We start from the raw sequence: 21,689 nt of genomic DNA on the forward strand, positions 1-21,689 counted from the left end.
AGAGGAGCCCCGCTTGACCCGCCCCTTGAAGCTCGTCCGACCGCCGCCGCCCGCCCCGAAGCGGGCCTTCGCCGGCGACGACGCGACCCTCGTGCACGCGTTCCGGCGGGGCGACCCCGGGGCGCGCGCCGCGCTCTACGACCGGTTCGCGGATCACGTCCACCGGGTGCTCTACCGGCTCCTCGGCTTCAGCCACGATCTGGCCGACCTGCACCACGACGTCTTCGTCCGCGCGCTCGGCTCGCTGCCGGGCCTGGAGGACCCGAGCGCGCTCAAGGGCTGGCTCACGATGATCGCGGTGCACGTGGCGCGATCGTCGATCACCCGCAGGAAGCGGCGCAGCTGGCTGTGGTTCCTGCCGAGCGAGGAGCTGCCCGAGGTCGAGTCCGGCGCGGCGTCGGGCGACGTGCTGGACGCCTTGCGCGCGACCTACGCGGTCCTCGACGCGCTCCCGGTGGACGAGCGGATCGCCTTCGCGCTCCGGTTCATCGACGGCATGGAGCTCACCGAGGTCGCCGCGGCGTGCGAGACCTCGCTCGCGACGATCAAGCGGCGGCTCGCCCGCGCCAGCGCCCGCTTCGAGGCCGAAGCCCGCAAGCAACCCGCGCTCGAGGCGTGGCTCGATGGAGGTACCCGGTGGGGCAATCCGAGCGCCCGCTGACCACCCTGGGGCGGCACGTGGCCGGGCTTCAGGACCGGATGCCGGCGGCGCGGCTCGATCGCGAGCGCGGGCGAGCGCGGCTGCTCGCGGCGGCGCCGGTGCCCGATGCCGAGCCGGCCGGGCGCGAGCGGCCCCGCCGCGAGTCTTCCTGGCGGCGGACGAGGCCTGGAAGGCCGTTCGCGGTGCGGCTCGCCGCCTCGCTGGCGGCGGTGGCCCTGCTCGCCGCCGCGCTCGTGGTCGCGCTCGTGGCGCGCCCCCGCGCTCCGATGCGCTTCGAGCTCGGGGCGGCCGAGCCAGGGGTCGTCGGCGCGTGGCTCGCCGCGCCGGCCACGGCGGAGCTGCCGATCCGGTTCTCCGACGGCTCGCTGCTCCGCCTCGCGCCGGGGGGGCGCGCCCGCGTCGCCTCGGTGGGCGCAGACGGCGCGGAGCTCTCCCTCGAGCGAGGCGCCCTCGATCTCTCGGTCGTCCACCGCGAGGGCGCGCGCTGGACGGTGCGGGTCGGGCCGTTCCAGGTCCGCGTGATCGGGACGCGCTTCGAGACCCGATGGGACCCGGTGACCGAGCAGCTCGTTGTCGCGCTGCACGAGGGGGCGATCACGGTCTCCGGGCCCGTCGTGGGCGATTCGCGCGCCGTCCGCGCCGGCGAGCGGCTCACCATCTCGCCCGCGACGAACACCCTCGAGGTGGGCGCGATCGACGCCGCCTCGAGCCCCACGTCGACAGCAACCGCCCCTCTCGCAGGCGCCCCGAACGCGGCCGATCCCGGCGCGGCTTCTCCGACCGCAGCCGATCCCGGCCCAGGTGCCTCGATCACGGCCGCTCCAGGCGCGGCTGCCACGAGCGAAGCCGCTCCGGGCGCGGCTGCGCCCTCGACGAGCGGGCCGTCTGCGAGCGCCCGCGCCCCGGACGCCGGGGCGGCCGCGCTGGAAGGGCAAGCAGGCGGCGAGGGCTCGGTCGCTCCCCTGCCCGCGCGCCGAGAGACGCCGTCGTGGCGCGCCCTGGCGCTCGAGGCCAGGTACAGGGACGCCCTGGCCGCCGCGGAGGGCGAGGGCTTCGACGCGATCTGCGACGCCGCGAGCGCGAGCGATCTGCACGCGCTCGGCGACGCGGCCCGGCTCGGCGGGAGCCCGGCGCGCGCCGCCCAGGCCTTCGCGTCCCTCCGCGCCCGGTTCCCCAGCTCGCCCGAGGCCGCGTCGACGGCGTTCATCCTGGGGAGGATCGCCCAGGACCAGAGCAAGGACCACGCGGCCGCCGCGCGCTGGTTCGCCCGGTACCTGAACGAGCAGCCGGCGGGCGCGTTCGCCGCGGATGCCGCGGGGCGCCTCGTCGAGGCGGAGGACAGGCGGGGCGACGAGGCGGGCGCCCGAAGGGCGGCCGAGCAGTACCTCGCCGCTCATCCGGGCGGCTCGCACGCGGGGTACGCGAAGCACGTGCTCGCGCGCGGATCGAAGGCGGTCCCCCCCGGGCGCTCGCCTGGCAGGCCCGTCCCCCCCGGAGGCTCGCCCGGCGAGCCGGGCCCCGCCGCCGAGCCTCCCTCGCCGTGAGACGCCGCGCCGCGACGCTCCTCTCCCTCGCCTTCCTCGCCGGGGCCACGCTCGCGGCAGGGGCCGCGCTCGCGCAGGGCGCGCGCGCCGACGAGACCCGGACCGAGGCCCCCTCGACCATCGCCGTCCTCTGCGCCCCCGGCGATCGCTTCGGCCTGCGGATCGTGGCCGAGATCGAGTCGCTGGGCTTCCGGGCGGAGCGCCTCGACCCCGCGGCCGAGCCGGCGTCGCGCGCGTCCCTCGAGGCCTCGGCGCGCGAGGTGAGCGCCATCGCCGCGATCCGCGCCGTCCCCTCCGAGCGCGGCGTCGAGGTCTGGATCGCCGACCGGGTGACCGGCAAGACCGTCCTCCGCGAGATGGCGGACGACGGCGGCACGCCCGACGACGACGCCGCGCTCGCGCTCCGCGCTGTCGAGCTCCTGCGCGCCAGCCTCCTCGAGGCCGGCCTGCCCGCGCCCCCGCCCGGAGAGGTGCCCGCGACGCCCGAGATCCGCGAGAAGCTGCGGGTCCGCGCGCCGGACACGCTGCCCGCGCCCGCCCGGAGGCCGCCGGCGCTCCGCCTCTCGCTCGCTCCCGGTGCGCTGCTGAGCCCAGGCGGCTTCGGCGCGGCGGTCAGCATCGACGTCGGCCTCTCCTGGCTGCCGAGCGAGCACGCCGGCGCGATCGCGTTCGCCGCGATCCCGGTCAGCGCCCACCAGATCGAGCGATCGCAAGGCACCGCCGAGCTCTCCGTCCTGCTCGCCGGCGGGGGCGCGCGCTTCCAGCTGGCCCCGCGCGGCAGCCCGTGGACGGCCTCGGCGGATCTCGGCTTCTCGGCCGTGCTGCTCTGGAGCACCGGGGTGGCCAGCAAAGGCTTCCGCTCGAGCGCAGCCGCCGCGGTGACCGCCAGCCCCTTCGCGGGCGCCGGCCTCTCCTTCGCCCTGACCCCCACGTTCCGCCTGCGCGCCGACGCCCTCGCCAGCGTCCTCGTCGAGGGCGTCTCCGTCCGGTTCGTCGACCGAGAGACAGCCACCTGGGGCAAACCGTTCATCCTGTCTTCAGCCGGCATCGAGATCGATCTGATTTTGTGAGCCGCCGTCGCGCGCCGGAGGGACTTCACCTCTGGAACCTGGCCTGGAGGTCGTTCGAATGAAACGATGGTTGATGGTCCTCGGAGCGATGGCGGTGATGAACAGCGGATGTGACGAGTTCATCTTCAATCCCATTCAAAATGGGGGTTGGGAGAGCCCCCCGGGCCCCGTCGTGCCCGACGACGGCGATGAGGAGGAGGACGATGATGCGGACGACGATGACGTGGACGACGTGGACGACGGCGCCTCGGGCATCCACGCCATCGCGCAGGAGACCCCGGAAGGGCTCGTCCTGTACTTCAGCAACGCTGTCGAGCAGTGCGCCCAGCCCGTGATCGATCTCAAGGTCGGCGTCAACTGTGACAAGGCAGGGATCTGGCAATTCATCCTGACGATCCCGCCCGAGCTCAACAAGCCAGGCCTCATCGATCTCCACGCCATGCAGATCTTCTTTTCCAAATCCGTGATCTTCTCCAATTGCGGTGGAGGGAGCGGCGGGGGCATCGGCCATTGGGGCACGCTCGAGATCGTCAGCAGCGACGAGACCTCGCTGTTCGTGAAGGTGCGCGGCGCGGGCGACCAGCACTGGCCGGTCGACGGCGATCACACGGTCCAGCGCTGCGGCACATAACGCCACGGTCGCACGACGGCTGGCCGCCAGGCTCCGGCAGAAACGGCACAGCGCGCCCGCGCGGCAGGCGCCGGGGGATCCTCCGCGGATTCCCTCCCTTCCCCCTCGTCATCGCAGGCGAGCCGGCGCGAAGGCACCCCGCCATTTCCCATGGCGGAGCGCGGCGCTTTTGGCAACATGCACCGACGCTCGACGCCTCGGAGGCCGCCGCACTGGCCTTCGAAGACCCTCCTATGGCCGATAGTCCACGCTACCTCGTGATCGAGGTCCTGCACGACGGGCCCGAGACGATCCTCTACCGAGCCCGGCGCGAGGAGGACGGCCGGCCGGTGGTGCTCAAGGTCCTGCGGCGCGACCACGCGAGCCCGCGCGCCCTCGGCCGGCTGCGCCACGAGCACGACGTCGCCAGGGCGCTCGACTCGACGGCCATCGTCAAGGCCCACGGGATCGAGGCGTTCCGGGATCAGATGACCCTGGTCCTGGAGGACTTCGGCGGCCGCTCGCTCGACCGGCTCATCCAGGGGCCGACGCCGCTCGAGCGCTTCTTCCCCCTCGCCCTCCGCCTCTCCGGCGCGCTCGCCGAGCTGCATCGACACCACGTCATCCACAGGGACATCAAGCCCCAGAACCTGCTCTACAACCCCGACACCGGGGAGGTGAAGATCACCGATCTCGGGATCGCCTGCCTCTCACCCCGCGAATGCCACGCCGCCTCCCACGACGGGCTCATCGCGGGGACGCTGGCGTACATGGCGCCCGAGCAGACGGGCCGGATGAACCGCTCCACCGATGAGCGGACCGACCTGTACTCCCTCGGCGTCACGTTCTACGAGCTGCTCACCGGCGCCTTGCCCTTCCAGGCGAGCGATCCCGTGGAATGGGTGTATTGCCACGTCGCCCTCCACCCATCCCCGCCCCACGCGCTCGTCCCCTCGATTCCCCCGCAGCTGTCGGCGGTCGTGCTCAAGCTGCTCTCCAAGTCCGCCGAGGATCGCTACCAGAGCGCGCTCGGCCTGCAGCGCGACCTCGACGAGTGCTTCGCCAGGTGGCAGGCGAGCGGGGCGATTCCGCCCTTCCCGCTCGGCGAGCGCGATCTCTCCGATCGATTCCAGATCCCGCAGCGGCTCTACGGCCGCGAGCGCGAGATCGAGGCGCTGCTCGCCGCGTTCGAGCGCGTGGTCGCGAGCGGCCGCCCCGAGCTCGTGCTCGTGTCGGGCTACTCGGGTGTCGGCAAGTCGTCGCTCGTCGCCGAGCTGCGCGGGCCGGTGGTGCGCGAGCGGGGCTTCTTCCTCTCCGGCAAGTTCGATCAGCTGAGGCGCGACGTCCCTTACCACGCCTTCCTCCAGGCGTTCCGGGCGCTCTTGCGGGAGATCCTGTGCGTGAGCGACGAGGAGCTCGTGCGCTGGCGAGAGCGCCTCCGGGAGGCCGTCGGCGCGACCGGCGCGCTGCTCGCCGGCGTGCTCCCCGAGCTCGCGCTGCTCCTCGGCCCGCAGCCGCCCGCGCCGGAGCTCCCGGGCGTCGAGGCCCGGCACCGGTTCCACGCGACGCTCCAGCGCTTCGTGGCGGCGTGCGTCCAGAAGGAGCACCCCATGGTGCTCTTCCTCGACGACCTGCAATGGGCCGACGCCGGCAGCCTCCAGCTGCTCGAGCAGCTCATCACCTACACCGAGACCGAGCACCTCCTGCTCATCGGCGCTTACCGCGACAACGAGGTCGGCCCGGCGCACCCGCTGCCGCTCATGCTGGCCGAGGTGCAGAAGCGCGGCGCCGCCGTCTCCGAGCTCGTCCTCGCGCCGCTCTCCGCCGCCGACGTCGGGGCGCTCGTCGCGGGGGCGGTCCACGCCGCGGCCGAGCGCGCCGAGCCGCTCGCGCGGCTCGTCCACGAGAAGACCGGCGGCAACCCCTTCTTCGCGATCCAGTTCCTCTTCGAGCTGCACCAGGAAGGCCTCATCACCTTCGACGCGAAGGCGGGCGCCTTTCGCTGGGACATCGCCGCGATCCGCGGCAAGGGCTTCACCGACAACGTCGTCGATCTGATGGTGGGCAAGCTGAAGCGGCTCCCCGTCCCGACGCAGGACGCGCTCAAGCTCGCCGCGTGCCTCGGCGCCAGCCTGGACCTCGACACCCTCGCGCTCGTCGCGAGCCGCCCGGCAGCCGAGCTCGACGAGGCGCTCGCCGAGGCCGTGCGCGAGGGGCTGCTGCTCCGCCGGGGCTCGGGCTACCGCTTCCTCCATGACCGGGTGCAGCAGGCCGCCCACGCGCTCATCCCCGCCGGACAGCTCGCCGAGGTGCACCTCTGCATCGGCCGGCTGCTCCTGAAGGGCCAGCGCGAGGAGGCGCTCTTCGACGTCGTGGGGCACCTCAACCGCGGCGCCGCGCTCATCCGTTCCCAGGCCGAGCGCGACGAGCTCGCCGCGCTGAACCTCCGCGCCGGCAGGAAGGCCAAGGCCGCCGCGGCCTTCCAGTCCGCCGCCGCGCTCTTCGCCGCGGGCCTCTCCCTGCTCGCGCCGGGCTGCTGGGAGGCGCGGCACGATCTGACCTACGATCTGACCTTCGAGCGCGCGCACGCCGCGTACATCACCGGCGGCTTCGACGAGGCCGAGCGGCTGCTGCAAGCGCTGACGGACCACGCGAGGACCGAGGCCGAGCGAGCCGCGGCCGTCGAGCTCGCCATCGCCCTGAGCGTGACCCGCGGGCAGTCCGCCCGCGCGGTGGAGATCGGGCTCTCGTTCCTCCGCTCCTGCGACATCGACCTGTCGATCCCGCTCACCGAAGCGCGGCTCGCCGAGGAGACCGAGGGCGTCTGGCAGACCCTGGGCGATCGGGTGATCGAGGGCCTGATCCACCTGCCTCCCATGACGCACCCGACGTGCAAGATCGCGATGAACGTCCTGGCGAGCGTGTCTGTCCCCGCGTACTTCGTGCACCCGAACCTGAACTACCTCGTCGTCGCGCGCATGGTGAAGCTCAGCCTGCAGCACGGCAACGCCGCGAGCTCGCCTCACGCTTATGCGGCCTTCGCGAAGGTGATCGGCCCGAAATACGGGCGATACCAGGAGGGATATCTGTTCGGCAAGCTCGGTCATGACCTGGTGGAGCGGGACAACCTCCTCGCCATGAAGGCCATGGTCTTTTCCTTGTTCGGCAATATGATCATCTTCTGGAAGCGCCATTACCGAGAGACGTACCCGTACACGCGCGCCGGCTTCAACGCCGCGATCGAGACCGGCAACCTGAACGACGCGTGTTTCCTCTGCATCTGGGCCCCGCTGTTCCCGCTGCTCGCCGGCGAGCCGCTGGAGGACGTCCTCCGCGAGGTCGAGGAGCGCCTCCGCTTCGTGCGCAAGACCGGATACGAGTTCGTCTACAACATCCTCCTGAGCGCCTACGCGCTGGTCCAGGCGCTGCGAGGCAGGCCGGCCCGGCTCCCGATGATGGATGGATCCGAGCTGGATCCCGGCGCGTTCGAGGCGCGGCTGCCTCCCGGGGACACGGACGGCATGCTCGGCTTCTCCTGCAGCCTGAAGGCCCAGGGGCTGTTCTTGCTCGGCTCCCCCGGGGAGGCGCGCGAGGCGACGCGCCGGGTGATCGTCGACAGGCCCTGGAGGACCGCCCCGCAGGCGCTCGTGGCGGAGGACTTCTATTACCACGCGCTCGCGCTCGCGGCGCTCGTCGACGACGACGACGCGCACAGCCCGCGCGAGGCGCCGCCGTCGCCGGAGCGGGAGCTGCCGGACGGGCTGCTCGACTGCGAGCGGCAGCTCGGCGAGTGGGCCAGCAACGGCCCCGACAACTACCTCCACAAACACGCCCTGGTCCGCGCCGAGATCGCCCGGCTCCGCGGGCAGGAACCGGAGGCGGCCCGGCTCTACGAGCAGGCCGCGTCGGCCGCGCGGGAGGGCGGCTTCGTCCAGCACGAGGCCATCGCCTGCGAGCTCGCCGCGGCGTTTTACCGCGCGTGCGGCCTCACCACCGCCGCCGACGCCCACCTCCAGAAGGCGCGCGCCGCCTACTTCCGCTGGGGCGCCCACGCCAAGGTCGAGCAGCTCGACCAGCGGTATCCCTTCCTCGTCGAGCGAAAGCCGATCGCCCCCACCGTCACCTTCGCCGTACGCGCCGAGCAGTTCGACGTCCTCTCCGTCGTCAAGGCCTCTCAGAGCATCTCCGGCGAGCTCAAGCTCCCGCGCCTGCTCGAGATGCTCCTGCGCACGGTGATCGAGCACGCGGGCGCCGAGGAAGGCTACGTGCTCCTGGCCCGCGAAGATCGCCTGTCGACCGCGGCGGCGATCGCCGCGTCCGGGGGCGCCGCGCGGCTGCTCGACGCGGGCGAGGCCGCGGCGGCCGCGCTGCCGCAGTCCATCCTCAACTACGTTCGCCGCAGCCACGAGCGCGTGCTGCTCGACGACGCCGCCGGGAGGCACCCTTTCCTCGAAGAGGAGTATTTCACGCGGAAGAAGCCGAGGTCGGTGCTGTGCCTGCCCATCGTGCGCCAGGCGCGGCTGATCGGCGTGCTCTACCTGGAGAACCGCCTCGTGGCGGGGGCGTTCACGCCCGGGCGGCTCACCGTGCTCGAGCTGCTCGCGTCGCAGTCGGCCATCTCGCTCGAGAACGCCATGCTCTACGCCGATATCGAGCAGGAGAACGCCGAGCGGCGCCGGGCGGAGCGCGAGCTCCGCGGGAGCCAGGCCACGCTCCAGGCCATCATCGACAACTCCGCCGCGGCCATCTTCCTCAAGGATCGCGACGGCCGGCACCTGCTCGCCAACCGCGGGGTGAGCCGCGCCCTCGGCAGGCCGCTCGATCAGATCATCGGAAAGACGAGCGCCGAGCTCCTGCCTGCCGCGCGCGCCGTGGCGCTGGACGCGCACGACCGGCTGGTGCTCGACAGGGGCGAGCCGCTCGAGTTCGAGGAAGAGCTGATCATGGAGGACGGGCCGCACACCTACCTGTCGGTCAAGTTCCCGCTCGGCGAGGACGTGATGCCCGGCGTGATCTGCGGCGTCTCCACCGACATCACCCAGCGCAAGCGGGCCGAGCTGGCCGAGCGCTTCCTCGCCGAGGCGAGCCGCAAGCTCATGGCCCTCGGCTACGGCGCCACCCTCGACAGCGTCGCGCAGCTCGCCGTGCCCGAGCTGGCCGACCAGTGCGTCGTCGACGTGCGCCTCGATCCGGACGCTCCGGAGCGCACGGCCACCGCGGGCGTGCCCGCCGAGCTCGCGGGGGCGGTGCTCGACGCGCTCCAGCCGCTCTCGGCGGCGTCGCTGCAACGCCCCGAGGTGGGTGACGTCGGCGCCGCGCCCCTCCTCGAGCCGCTCGGCGTTCACTCCTTCCTCCGGGCTCCGCTCCTCGCGCGGGACCGGTGCTTCGGCGTCATGACCCTGCTGGCGACCGCGCCCCGGCGCCGCTACGGCCCCGCCGACCTGTGGCTGGCCCAGGAGCTGGCGAGCCGCGCCGCCCTCACCCTCGACAACAGCCGCCTGTTCACCGAGGCCCAGGAGGCCATCGAGCGCCGCGACGAGTTCCTCCTCGTCGCATCGCACGAGCTCAAGACCCCGCTCACCTCGCTCAAGATGCAGGCCCACCTCCTCGGCCGGCTCCTGCCCCGCTTCCAGCGCGCCGAGGTCGCTCCGGAGCGCATCGACGCCGCGATCCAGGTCCTGAACCGCCAGATCGCGCGCCTCGCCCACCTGATCAACGAGCTGCTCGACGTCACCCGCCTCAACGCCGGCCGGCTCACCCTCGCGCGCGCGCCCCTCGACCTGGCGGCCCTGACGCGCGAGGTCGTCGAGCGGATGCACCAGCAGCTCACCGACGCCCGCTGCCGCACCCAGCTCGAGCTGGAAGGGCCCGTGATCGGGGACTGGGACGCTTCTCGCATGGAGCAGGTCCTCATCAACCTGCTGTCCAACGCGATCAAGTACGGCGCGGGGGCCCCCGTTCACGTCGTCGTGCGCGGCGATGGCGACCGCGCGCTGCTCGTCGTCCGCGATCACGGCATCGGCATCGCGCAGGCCGACCAGGCCAGGATCTTCGAGCGCTTCGAGCGCGCCGTCTCCGTCCGCAACTTCGGCGGCCTCGGCCTCGGCCTCTACATCGTCCGCTGGATCGTCACCTCCCACGGCGGCACCATCCGCGTCGAGAGCAAACCGGGCGCGGGCGCCGCGTTCATCGTCGAGCTCCCCTTGCGCCCGACCGAGGCGGAGACGGACGTCCAGGGCGCCTCCCTCGCATCGACATAGCATCGACGTTCACAGGGGCCCCCCCGGGGCGACCGGTGCATGCGCTCTCCAGGCGAGCCGGCGCGAGGGCATGCCGCCATTTCCCGTGGCGAAGCACGCCGCTTTTGGCACCATCAGGCCAGACGCCGACGCCTTCGGAGGCGGCTCCGGCTGCCGACGATCTTGCCCATGCCAGAAAGTCCGCGCTACCTCGTGGTGGGGGTCCTGCACCAAGGTGCGGAGACGATCCTCTACCGAGCGCGGCGCGCGGAGGACGGCCGGCCGGTGGTGCTCAAGGTCCTGCGGCGCGACCACGCGAGCCCGCGCGCCCTCGGCCGGCTGCACCACGAGCACGAGCTCGCCAGGGCGCTCGACACGACGGCCGTGGTCAAGGCCCGCGCGATCGAGGTGTTCGGCGATCAGGTGGCGCTGGTCCTGGAGGACTTCGGCGGCCGCTCGATCGACCGGCTGCTCGATGGCGACGGGCCCATGCGCCCGATGCGGCCGATGTGCGGGATGTCGATCGAGCGCTTCGTCCCCCTCGCCCTCCGCCTGACCGACGCGCTGGCCGAGCTGCACCGCCATCGCATCATCCACAAGGACATCAAGCCCCAGAACCTGCTCTGCAACCCCGACACCGGGGAGGTGAAGATCACCGATCTCGGCATCGCCTGCCTGCTGCCCCGCGGGTCCCAGGACCTCGCCCGCGACGGGCTCATCGAGGGCACGCTCGCCTACATGGCGCCGGAGCAGACAGGCCGGATGAACCGCTGGATCGACGAGCGGACCGACCTGTACTCCCTCGGCGTCACCTTCTACGAGATGCTGACGGGCGCGCTGCCGTTCCAGGCCAGCGATCCCGTCGCGTGGGTGCATTGCCACATCGCCCAGGCGCCGCGGCCGCCCCACGCGCTCGTCCCCTCGATTCCCCCGCTCCTGTCGGCGGTCGTGCTCAAGCTGCTCTCCAAGGCGGCCGAGGAGCGGTACCAGAGCGCGCTCGGCCTGCGCCACGATCTCGACCGGTGCTCTTCCCAGCTGCGGGCGACCGGCGCGATCGAGCCGTTCCCGCTCGGGGAGCGCGACCTCTCCGACCGGTTCCGGGTCCCGCAGCGGCTCTACGGCCGCGAGCGCGAGATCGAGGCGCTGCTCGCCGCGTTCGAGCGCGTGGTCTCGAACGGCCGGCCCGAGCTCGCGCTCGTGTCGGGTTACTCGGGCATCGGCAAGTCCTCGCTCGTCGCCGAGCTGCACAGGCCCGTCGTGCGCGAGCGCGGCGCCTTCCTCTCCGGCAAGTTCGAGCAGCTGAAGCGCGACGTCCCTTACCACGCCTTCCTCCAGGCGTTCCGGGCGCTCTTGCAGGAGATCCTGTGCGCGAGCGAGGAGCAGCTCGAGCGCTGGCGAGAGCGCCTCCGCGAGGCCGTCGGCCAGGACGGCGGTCTGCTCGCCGACGTGCTCCCCGAGCTCGCCCTGCTCCTCGGCCCGCAGCCCCCCGTGCCCGAGCTCCCGCCCACCGAGGCGCAGGGCCGGCTGCACGCGGCGCTCCAGCGCCTCGTCGCGGCGTGCGCCCGGAACGAGCACCCCGTCGCGCTCTTCCTCGACGATCTGCAATGGGCCGACGCGGCCAGCCTCCTCTTGCTCGAGCAGCTCGCCACCTACACCGGGTCCGAGCACCTCCTGCTGATCGGCGCCTACCGCGACAACGAGGTAGGCCCCGCGCACCCGCTCCGGCTCACGCTGGCCGAGGTGCAGAAGCGCGGCGCCGCCGTCTCCGAGCTCGTCCTCGCGCCGCTCTCCGCCGCCCACGTCGGGGCGCTCGTCGCCGAGGCGGTCCACGCCCGGACCGAGGAGGTCGAGCCGCTCTCCCGGCTCGTCCACGAGAAGACCGGCGGCAACCCCTTCTTCGTCCTCCAGTTCCTCTTCGAGCTGCACCAGGAAGGTCTCATCACCTTCGACGCCGAGCGGCGCGTATGGCGATGGGACATCGCCGCCATCCACGACAAGGGGTTCACCGACAACGTCGTCGAGCTGATGGTGGGCAAGCTCAAGCGGCTCTCCCTCCCGGCGCGGGACGCGCTCAAGCTCGGCGCCTGCCTCGGCAGCAGCCTGGACCTCGACACCCTCGCGATCGTCGCGCGAAGGTCGGCGGAAGCGCTCCGGGGCGCGCTCGAGGAGGCCGTGCGGGAGGGGCTGCTGCTCCGCCGGGACTCTGGTTATCGCTTCCTCCATGACCGGGTGCAGCAGGCCGCGTATTCGCTCATCCCGACCGAGCAGCTCGCCGAGGTGCACCTGCGCATCGGCCAGCTGCTCGTGAAGGCCCAGCGCCCTGGCGAGCGCGACGAGTCGCTCTTCGACGTCGTCGGCCACCTCAACCGCGGCGCCGCGCTCCTCCGCTCCCAGGTGGAGCGGGACGATCTCGCCGCGCTGAACCTCCGCGCCGGCAGGAAGGCCAAGGCCGCCGCGGCGTTCCAGTCCGCCGCCGCGCTCCTCGCCGCGGGCCTCTCCCTGCTCGCGCCGAGCCGCTGGGAGGCGCGGCACGAGCTGACCTACGAGCTGACCTTCGAGCGCGCGCACGTCGCGTACATCACCGGCGGCTTCGACGAGGCCGAGCGGCTCCTCGAAGAGCTCATGGAGCGCGCGAGGACCAGGACCGAGATGGCCGCCGCCGTCGAGCTCGCCGTCGCGCTGAACGTCACCCGAGGGCGGCACGCTCGCGCGGTGGAGATCGGGCTCGGGTGGCTCCGCGCCTGCGACATCGCGCTTCCGCTCTGCCCCAGCGACGCGCAGGTCGACGAGGAGACCGAGCACGTCTGGCGGGACCTGGGCGATCGCGCGATCGCGGACCTGGTCCACCTGCCCCGCATGACGCGTCCGGAGATCGAGAGCGCGATGGGCGTGCTGAACGGGGTGTCCCTCCCCGCGTTCTTCATGGACGCGAACCTGCACTACCTCATCGTCCTGCGCATGGTCCAGCTCAGCCTGCGCCACGGCAACGCCGACAGCTCCTCCAACGCGTACACCTTCTTCGCGAGGGTGATCGGCCCGAGGTACGGGCGGTATCAGGAAGGATATCTGTTCGGCAAGCTCGGTCACGACCTGGCGCAGAGGAGCGGCCTCCTCACCACGAGATCGGTGGTGCTCACCATGTTTGGACAGCACATCGTCTTCTGGACGCGCCATTACCGAGAGACGTATCCGTACACGCGCGCCGGCTTCAGCGCCGCGGTCGAGTCCGGCAACCTGAACGACGCCTGCTACAACTGCATGTGGGCCGAGATCTTCCCGCTGCTCTCCGGGGAGCCGCTGGAGGACGTGCTCCGCGCGGTCGAAGAGCGCCTCGGCTTCGTGCGCAGGGCCGGCTACGCGTTACCGCACCGCGTCCTCTTCAGCATCTACGCCATGATCCAGGCGCTGCGCGGGAGGCCGGCGCGCCTCTCGGCGGTGGACGGCTCGGCGCTGGATCCGCCGGCCTTCGAGGCGTCGCTCGAGGAAGGGGATCCTCCGCTCGTCCGCGCCATCCATTACAACTTGAAGGCGCAGGCGCGCTTCCTGATCGGCCCTCCCGGAGCGGCGTTCGCCGCGGTGACCCGCGGGCGCGCCGAGCACCCCTACAAGGTCGAGTCGAACGTCATCATCGCCGAGAGCTTTTATTACCTCGCGCTCTCGCTCGCGGCCCTCTCCAGCGAGGCGCATGCGGCGCGGCCCGCCCCGCGGGGGGACCTCCCCGAGGAGCTGCTCGACTGCGAGCGGCAGCTCGGCGCCTGGGCCAGGAGCTGCCCCGAGAACTTCCTCCACAAGCACGCCCTGGTCCGCGCCGAGATCGCCCGGCTCCGCGGGCAGGAACCGCAGGCGATGCGGCTCTACGAGCAAGCCATCTCCTCGGCGCGGGAGAACGGCTTCGTCCAGCACGAGGCCATCGCCTGCGAGCTCGCCGCGGGGTTCTACCGCGCGTGCGGCCTCTCCACGTCCGCCGACGCCTACCTGCGAGAGGCCCGCGCCGGCTATTTTCGCTGGGGCGCCCACGCCAAGGTGGAGCAGCTCGACCAGCGCTACCCCCACCTCGCCCCGCGCAAGCCGATCGCGCCCACCGTCACCTTCGCCGTGCGGGCCGAGCAGTTCGACGTCCTGTCGGTCGTCACCGCCTCTCAGAGCATCTCCGGCGAGCTCAAGCTCCCGCGCCTGCTGGAGATGCTGCTGCGCATCGTGGTCGAGCACGCGGGCGCCGGAGAGGGGGTCGTGCTCCTGGTCCGGGAGGATCGCCTGTCGATCGCGGCGGCGATCTCGACGTCGCGCTCGACGTCCGGCAGCGCGGCGCGGCTGCTCGACGCGGGCGAAGCGGCGGCGACCGCGCTGCCGCAGTCGGTCCTCAACTACGTTCGCCGCAGCCACGAGCGCGTGCTGCTCGACGACGCCGCCGGGCGGCACCCGTTCTCGGAGGACGCCTATTTCAAGCAGCGGGGGGCGGGATCGGCGCTGTGCCTCCCGATCGTGCGGCAGGCGCGGCTGCTCGGCCTGCTCTACCTGGAGAACAGGCTCATCACCGGGGCGTTCACGCCCGGGCGGCTCACCGTGCTCGAGCTGCTCGCCTCGCAATCGGCCATCTCGCTCGAGAACGCCATCCTCTATGCCGACATCGAGCAGGAGAACGCCGAGCGGCGCCGGGCGGAGCGGGAGCTCCAGGCCAACCAGAAGACGCTCCAGGCCATCGTCGACAACTCCGCTGCATCCATCTACCTCAAGGATCGCGACGGCCGGTATCTGCTCGCCAACTGCCACGCGGAGAGCGCCGTCGGGCTGCCGCGCCATGAGCTGCTCGGAAAGACCGACGCCGAGGTCTTTCCTGCTTCGACCGCCGAGCTGCTCCGTGACAACGACAGGAAGGTGCTCGACGCGGGCGAGCCGCTGCAGTGCGAGGAGGAGATCTTGCTGAACGACGGGCCGCACACCTTCCTGTCGGTCAAGTTCCCGCTCGGCGAGCGGGTCATGCCCGGCGTGCTCTGCGGCATCTCCACCGACATCACCCAGCGCAGGCGGGCCGAGCTCGCCGAGCGCTTCCTCGCCGAGGCGAGCCGCAAGCTCATGGCCCTCGGCTACGGCGCCACCCTCGACAGCGTCGCGCAGCTCGCCGTGCCCGAGCTGGCCGATCAGTGCGTCATCGACGTCGACCTCGCTCGCGGCGCCCCGGGACACACGATCGCCACGGGCGCGCCCGCCGAGCTCGCGGGGGCGGTGCTCGACGCGCTGCAGCCGCTCTCGGCGGCGTCGCTGCAACGCCCCGAGGTGGGCGACGTCCGCGCCGCGCCCCTCCTCGAGCCGCTCGGCGTTCACTCCTTGCTCCGCGCTCCGCTCCTCGCGCGCGACCGGTGCTTCGGCGTCATGACCCTGCTGGCGACCGCGCCCCGGCGCCGCTACGGCCCCGCCGACCTGTGGCTGGCCCAGGAGCTGGCGAGCCGCGCCGCGCTCGCCCTCGACAACAGCCGCCTGTTCGCCGAGGCCCAGGAGGCCATCGAGCGCCGGAACGAGTTCCTCCTCGTCGCCTCGCACGAGCTCAAGACCCCGCTCACCTCGCTCAAGATGCAGGCCCACCTCCTCGCCCGGCTCCTGCCCCGCTTCCAGCGCGCCGAGGTCGCTCCGGAGCGCATCGACGCCGCGATCCAGGTCCTGAGCCGCCAGATCGCGCGCCTCGCCCACCTGGTCAACGAGCTGCTCGACGTCACCCGCCTCAACGCCGGCCGGCTCACCCTCGCGCGCGCCCCCCTCGACCTGGCGGCCCTGACGCGCGAGGTCGTCGAGCGGATGCACCAGCAGCTCGACGACGCCTGCTGCCGCACCCAGCTCGAGCTGGAAGGGCCTGTGGTGGGCAACTGGGACGCTTCTCGCATGGATCAGGTCCTCATCAACCTCCTGTCCAACGCGATCAAGTACGGCGCCGGGGCCCCCATTCACGTCGTCGTGCGCGGCGATGGCGATCGCGCGCTGCTCGCCGTCCGCGATCACGGCATCGGCATCACGGAGACCGACCAGGCCAGGATCTTCGAGCGCTTCGAGCGCGCCGTCTCTGCCCGCAGCTTCGGCGGCCTCGGCCTCGGCCTCTACATCGTGCGGTGGATCGTCACCTCCCACGGCGGCACCATCCGCGTCGAGAGCGAGCCGGGCGCGGGCGCCGCGTTCATCGTCGAGCTCCCCTTGCGCCCGGCCGAGGCGGAGACGGCGGCCGAGGGCGCAGGCCAAGGAGAAGGCGCCCTGCTCCCATCGGCCTAGGCGCTCACGCGCTCACGACAGCACTCCCCGGGCCCTTTGCCGGCTCGCGCGACGGCGCTGACAGGCGCTTTGCTCCTCTGATAGGGTGGTCCTCCTAGGAGACTGCCATGCCTCGCTTGAACCAGATCATCGCCATCGAGAAGGGCGTCAAGGCCCGCTCCCACCAGCGCCTCACCGAGGCGCACCACGCGCTGCAGAAGCCGGCGTTGCTCTCCGGGATCTCGCGCACCTACCGGTCGAAGGACGAGGAGGGCGAGCAGCTCCCGCCCGAGGCGACGAGGGTGCAGGCGAAGGCCGAGGACATCATCCGGAGCACCGCCGACATCCTGGGCGAGCTCTTCGACGTCACGGCCACCAAGGACTATGCGAACTGCAAGGCCCGCGCGGACGTGGTCGTCGACGGCAAGGTGCTCCTCGCGGGGACGCCCGTGACTTACCTGCTCTTCCTGGAGAAGCAGCTCGTCGACATGAACACCTTCATCAAGAAGCTGCCGGTGCTCGACGCGTCGGAGAGCTGGACGTTCGATCCCTCCGCGGACTCCTGGGCGACGGAGCCGGTGCAGACGGCGCGGACCAAGAAGATCCCGCGCAACCACGTCAAGGCCGAGGCGACGGACAAACACCCGGCGCAGGTGGAGGTCTATCACGAGGACGTGGTCGTCGGTTACTGGAAGACAGTCAAGTTCTCGGGCGCGCTGCCAGCGCGGCGCATCAACGAGCTGCTCGATCGCGTGGAGAAGCTGCAAAAGGCGGTCAAGTTCGCCCGCGAGGAGGCGAACAACCAGACGGTCGAGGAGCAGAAGGTCGGCGCCGCCGTCCTCGGGTTCCTCTTTGGCGCCTGACGCGTGCCTGACGCGTGCCTGACGCGCACCTGACGCTCGCCGCCCCGGCCCCGGCCCCGGCCCCGGCCCCGGCCCCGGCCCCGGCCGCGCTTGCGCCGCGGCCGCCGGAGCGATATCGTGGCCGCGGAGTGCAAGTTGAAGCTCAAGCTCAGCTTGATGGGCACGGCGCCCAAGCGCAGGTTCGAATCCTGCCCCCGCCACCTCATTTTCTCTCGCGGCGGGGTAGCCCAGCTCGGAAGAGGCAGCGCCGGCCCGTTCAATGGTCTCAAGCTCTCACTCCAGGCTCGAGCATTCGCCGCCGATCACCCAATCGAACGGGAGGAGGCTTGAATCGTCGGATGCTGGTTCAATTCCAGCCTGGCCAGCCCGCGCCGCGGTGAGGCGTCGCCTCTCCTCGCGCGGCGCCGGGGCGCTCCCGCCCCGGCGCGCGGTCCATGATGGCCGGTAGTTCAATGGCAGAACACGGCGGTGTAAGGACTGACCTTCGACCTTAAACGTGTGGGTGTGCGCAGATGGCGGCAAACCGAGGCCCGGGGCTAGGCCACAGTCCCGGGTCTCACCTATTTCAGGGGCCTCCGGGTCGGGCGGAGCGCGCCGGCGGCTCAGGCCTTCAGGAGGCGCTCGAACCCTTCGGCCACGAGCCCCTTGAACACGGTCGGCCCCGTCCGGCGGAATCCTAGCTTTTCCAGCACCCTGACCGACGCGACGTTCTCGAGCATCGCGTGCGCGACGAGGCGTGAGAGCCGGAGCTCCTCGACCGCGTACCGGATGCACGCGGCGGCCGCCTCCGTGGCGTAGCCTCTGCCCCAGTGCTCGCGGAAGAAGCGGTACCCGAGGTCCGCGACCTCGAGGTCGTCGTGCCACCTGAGGCCGCACCAGCCTAGCTTTTCCGCCGTCTTCCGGTCCGAGACGATGAACCGGCCCATGCGGAAGTCCTCGAACTGGCGCGCGAGCCGCTCGACGACCGCGCGCGCTTCGTCCTCGCACGCGAACGCGGCATCGCCGGTGTAGCGGACCACTTCGGGATCCGAGTTCAGCTCCATCATGAACGGGACGTCCGACCGCCGGTGGGGGCGGAGGCGCAGGCGCTCCGTCAAGAGGAGGGCGTCGTCGTCGGTGTCGAGGCCGGGCACCCGGCGATGTTACCCGGTCCGCCACGTGTTCGCCATTTCCTGTCGCGTGCGCGGCCGTCTCCTGATTCTCGCGTTGGTGCTCCCTCCGCGCCATTGCGTGCTCCCGTGCGCGAGCTGCTGTCTTTCCACGCGTTCGCCCTGCTCTGCTCTCGATATCTGCAATACCCCGACTTCGCTCGCGGGCGCGCCCTTTCCCCGGCGCGAGCGCGAATCAACGCCGATTGCTCGACACGGATCGCGGCTGTCAACCCCTCCTCAGGGGCTTGGTGAACCGCCCCCATCAACTTAGGATCGCTCCAGACACAGCGGGTTGGCGACTGGAGCCTTCGAGCGCTGGCGGCACCTGGTCACGCCCGCGTCGTGGCGTGGCCTGTCGGGTGCCGCATCGACGAATCGCCCTGACTTTTCGTGCCGGCAATTGGTGGGACTCTCATCGAGAAGTCGGTGCGGGGCACGGGCGGAGATCCGTCCCGGAGTCGGCCTTCGCCCGAATCACTCGCCTGCTGGGCTCCACCTCATCTGAACGCGGCTGTCTGCGGGATCGAGCGCATTGAAGCTCGGAATCGATAGAAAGGCGGAGTCACATGCGAAAGTATCGAGCGAGTGCGGTTTCTGCTGGAATCCTCGCCGGGTTTACCGGAGTGATGGCCAGCGCAGGCGCGAGCTGGGCCGGCGATTCGCGAGACGTCAAGGCGGAGGCCAGGGCGTCCGACGAGGTCGGGCACCACGTACCCGGCAAGGGCAAGGGGTTCGTGGGACAGCAGTTTCAGCAGTATCAGAAGGGGGAGCGCGGTCCCCAGGGGCCCATGGGGCAGCGGGGGCCCGCTGGGCCGCAGGGCGAGCGCGGTCCTCAGGGTCCGCAGGGGCCCAAGGGTGAGCGCGGCGAGCCCGGCCCGCAGGGGACGGCAGGCAGCGCGGGGCTCATCGGTCCCCAGGGCCTCCAGGGCTTCAAGGGCGTCGACGGCGCGCGTGGTCCGCAGGGGCCCAAGGGTGAGCGCGGCGAGCCCGGCCCGCAGGGGCCGGCAGGCGCCGCGGGGATCATCGGTCCCCAGGGCTTCAAGGGCGTCGACGGCGCGCGCGGTCCGCAGGGGCCCAAGGGTGAGCGCGGCGAGCCCGGCCCGCAGGGGCCGGCAGGCACCGCGGGGCTCATCGGTCCCCAGGGCCTCCAGGGCCTCAAGGGCGTCGACGGGGCGCGTGGTCCTCAGGGACCCGCGGGGCCCATGGGTCCCAAGGGCGAGATGGGTCCTCAGGGCCTCAAGGGCGCTGACGGCGCGCGTGGTCCGCAGGGGCCGGCAGGGGCGGTGGGGCTCATCGGCCCCCAGGGCCTCCAGGGCTTCAAGGGCGCTGACGGCGCGCGTGGTCCACAGGGTCCCAAGGGAGCCATGGGTCCCAAGGGCGAGATGGGTCCTCAGGGGCCGGCGGGGCTCATCGGTCCTCAGGGCCTCAAGGGCGCTGACGGCGCGCGTGGTCCGCAGGGACCCGCGGGGCCCATGGGTCCCAAGGGCGAGATCGGTCCTCAGGGGCCGGTGGGGCACATCGGTCCTCAGGGCCTCAAGGGCGCTAACGGCGCGCGTGGTCCGCAGGGGCCGGTAGGGCCCAAGGGCGAGATGGGTCCCCAGGGGCCGGTAGGGCCCAAGGGCGAGATCGGTCCTCAGGGGCCGATGGGGCCCAAGGGCGAGATCGGTCCTCAGGGCCTCAAGGGCGCTGACGGCGCGCGCGGTCCGCAGGGGCCGGCAGGGCCCAAGGGCGAGCGTGGCGAGCGCGGCCTCCAGGGCCCCGCGGGGCTCGTCGGTCCTCAGGGCCTCCAGGGCCTCAAGGGCGCCGACGGCGCTCACGGCCTCAAGGGCGCCGACGGCGCGCGTGGTCCGCAGGGCCCCGCCGGACCCAAGGGCGAGGTCGGCCCCCAGGGGCCGGCCGGACCCAAGGGCGAGCGCGGCCTCCAGGGCCCCGCGGGGCTCGTCGGTCCTCAGGGCCTCCAGGGCCTCAAGGGCGCCGACGGCGCTCACGGCCTCAAGGGCGCCGACGGCGCGCGCGGTCCGCAGGGCCCCGCCGGACCCAAGGGCGAGGTCGGTCCTCAGGGGCCGGCCGGACCCAAGGGCGAGCGCGGCCCCGCGGGGATCGTCGGTCCTCAGGGCCTCCAGGGCCTCAAGGGCGAGCGCGGCCCCGCGGGGCTCGTCGGTCCTCAGGGCCTCCAGGGCCTCAAGGGCGCCGACGGCGCTCACGGCCTCAAGGGCGCCGACGGCGCGCGCGGTCCGCAGGGCCCCGCCGGACCCAAGGGCGAGGTCGGCCCCCAGGGGCCGGCCGGACCCAAGGGCGAGCGCGGCGAGCGCGGCGAGCGCGGCCCCGCGGGGATCGTCGGTCCTCAGGGCCTCCAGGGCCTCAAGGGCACCGACGGCGCTCACGGCCTCAAGGGCGCCGACGGCGCGCGCGGTCCGCAGGGCCCCGCCGGACCCAAGGGCGAGGTCGGCTCCCAGGGGCCGGCCGGACCCAAGGGCGAGCGTGGCGAGCGCGGCCCCGCGGGCCCCGCGGGGATCGCCGGTCTCCAGGGTCTCCAGGGCCTCAAGGGCATCGACGGCGCGCGCGGTCTTCAGGGCCTCACTGGACCCAGGGGCGAGCGTGGCCCCCAGGGGCCGGCCGGAGCGCCTGGGCTCGTGAAGATCCGCGTGGTCTCCGTGACGCGCGAGGCGTCGCCCGCGAGCGCGTCCGTCAACGTCAAGGCGCTCTGCGACGCGGGTGAATTCGTGCTCGGCGGCGGATTCTCGATCTCCGGCAGCGCCCAGGCGACGAGCAGGGTTGTCGAGAACTCGCCGTTCGACCCCACCGAAGGCCGCGCGGGCTGGACATCGACCGCCGTGTTCGAGAGCGGCTTCGGCAAGAAGGCGCAGACGGTGTCGTTGACCACCTACGCCGTGTGCGCCGAGCTGTCCGAGCGCTGATCCCGAAAGACCGGCGGGCCATGCTCGCGTGAGCACGAGCCCATCTGTCGAGCAGCTGTCCCCCGCCCGTCCACCGTGACCGCGAGGGCGGGGGACAGCTGGCTCCGCACCTCACCGGTGCTCCCCACACGCCGCACGCCGCACCGCGGCCCACCGTGCCATCGCCGCACAGCCCCACCTGCCACCCCGCCTGCACAGACCACCGCGGTCCGCCCGTGCTCCCCAGGAGCACGACCCGCGACGCCGCCGGGCCCAGTCGCAGCCCTCCCCTGCACCCCTTACACCGCCGGACCATCGGCCCGCGTTCCCAGGGGACATCATCACCCGCACATTCACCCACAAAAGACGACACCCCTCACCGTCGCGGCATCGAGGGTGCAGATGTCCTGCCGGCACGCG

The 21,689-nt window shown here is 72.4% G+C and carries 9 protein-coding genes; 8 read left to right on the forward strand and 1 reads right to left on the reverse strand.

Annotated elements, in window-relative coordinates; all coding sequences use genetic code 11:
- Positions 1 to 13 precede the first annotated feature (13 nt).
- From WMF22_RS29740 to WMF22_RS29770, 7 genes are all read left to right on the forward strand, one after another.
- The gene (locus WMF22_RS29740; protein WP_012238084.1) at positions 14 to 661 is read left to right on the forward strand and encodes an RNA polymerase sigma factor; all 648 of its coding nucleotides are present in this window, start codon (positions 14 to 16) and stop codon (positions 659 to 661) included.
- Positions 637 to 2,205: a FecR domain-containing protein gene (locus tag WMF22_RS29745; RefSeq protein WP_438031968.1), complete on the forward strand. Its 1,569-nt coding sequence runs from the start codon at positions 637 to 639 to the stop codon at positions 2,203 to 2,205. Before WMF22_RS29740 ends, WMF22_RS29745 begins: the two co-directional genes overlap by 25 nt.
- Positions 2,202 to 3,275: a hypothetical protein gene (locus WMF22_RS29750; RefSeq protein WP_438031969.1), complete on the forward strand. Its 1,074-nt coding sequence runs from the start codon at positions 2,202 to 2,204 to the stop codon at positions 3,273 to 3,275. Before WMF22_RS29745 ends, WMF22_RS29750 begins: the two co-directional genes overlap by 4 nt.
- A 58-nt stretch (positions 3,276 to 3,333) precedes the next feature.
- Entirely contained in the window at positions 3,334 to 3,906 is a 573-nt protein-coding gene (locus WMF22_RS29755) for a hypothetical protein (protein WP_438031970.1), read from the forward strand.
- Between the two features lie 233 nt (positions 3,907 to 4,139).
- Complete coding sequence (locus WMF22_RS29760; RefSeq protein ID WP_438031971.1) at positions 4,140 to 10,145, forward strand: AAA family ATPase; 6,006 nt, start codon at positions 4,140 to 4,142, stop codon at positions 10,143 to 10,145.
- A gap of 168 nt (positions 10,146 to 10,313) precedes the next feature.
- Positions 10,314 to 16,379, forward strand: coding sequence for an AAA family ATPase (locus tag WMF22_RS29765; protein ID WP_438031972.1), 6,066 nt, complete (start codon positions 10,314 to 10,316; stop codon positions 16,377 to 16,379).
- 107 nt (positions 16,380 to 16,486) lie between these two features.
- Entirely contained in the window at positions 16,487 to 17,221 is a 735-nt protein-coding gene (locus WMF22_RS29770; protein WP_438031973.1) for a DUF7873 family protein, read from the forward strand.
- A gap of 602 nt (positions 17,222 to 17,823) precedes the next feature.
- On the opposite strand, the gene WMF22_RS29775 is transcribed toward WMF22_RS29770, so the two are convergent.
- Positions 17,824 to 18,354, reverse strand: a complete 531-nt coding sequence (locus tag WMF22_RS29775) for a GNAT family N-acetyltransferase (protein ID WP_438031974.1) — start codon at positions 18,352 to 18,354, stop codon at positions 17,824 to 17,826.
- A 644-nt stretch (positions 18,355 to 18,998) separates the two neighbouring features.
- On the opposite strand from WMF22_RS29775, the gene WMF22_RS29780 reads away from it, so the two are divergent.
- Positions 18,999 to 21,290, forward strand: coding sequence for a hypothetical protein (locus WMF22_RS29780; RefSeq protein WP_438031975.1), 2,292 nt, complete (start codon positions 18,999 to 19,001; stop codon positions 21,288 to 21,290).
- Positions 21,291 to 21,689: the final 399 nt, after the last annotated feature.

Source organism: Sorangium sp. So ce204 (genome assembly GCF_051526795.1).
Lineage (GTDB): Bacteria > Myxococcota_A > Polyangia > Polyangiales > Polyangiaceae > Sorangium > Sorangium cellulosum_B.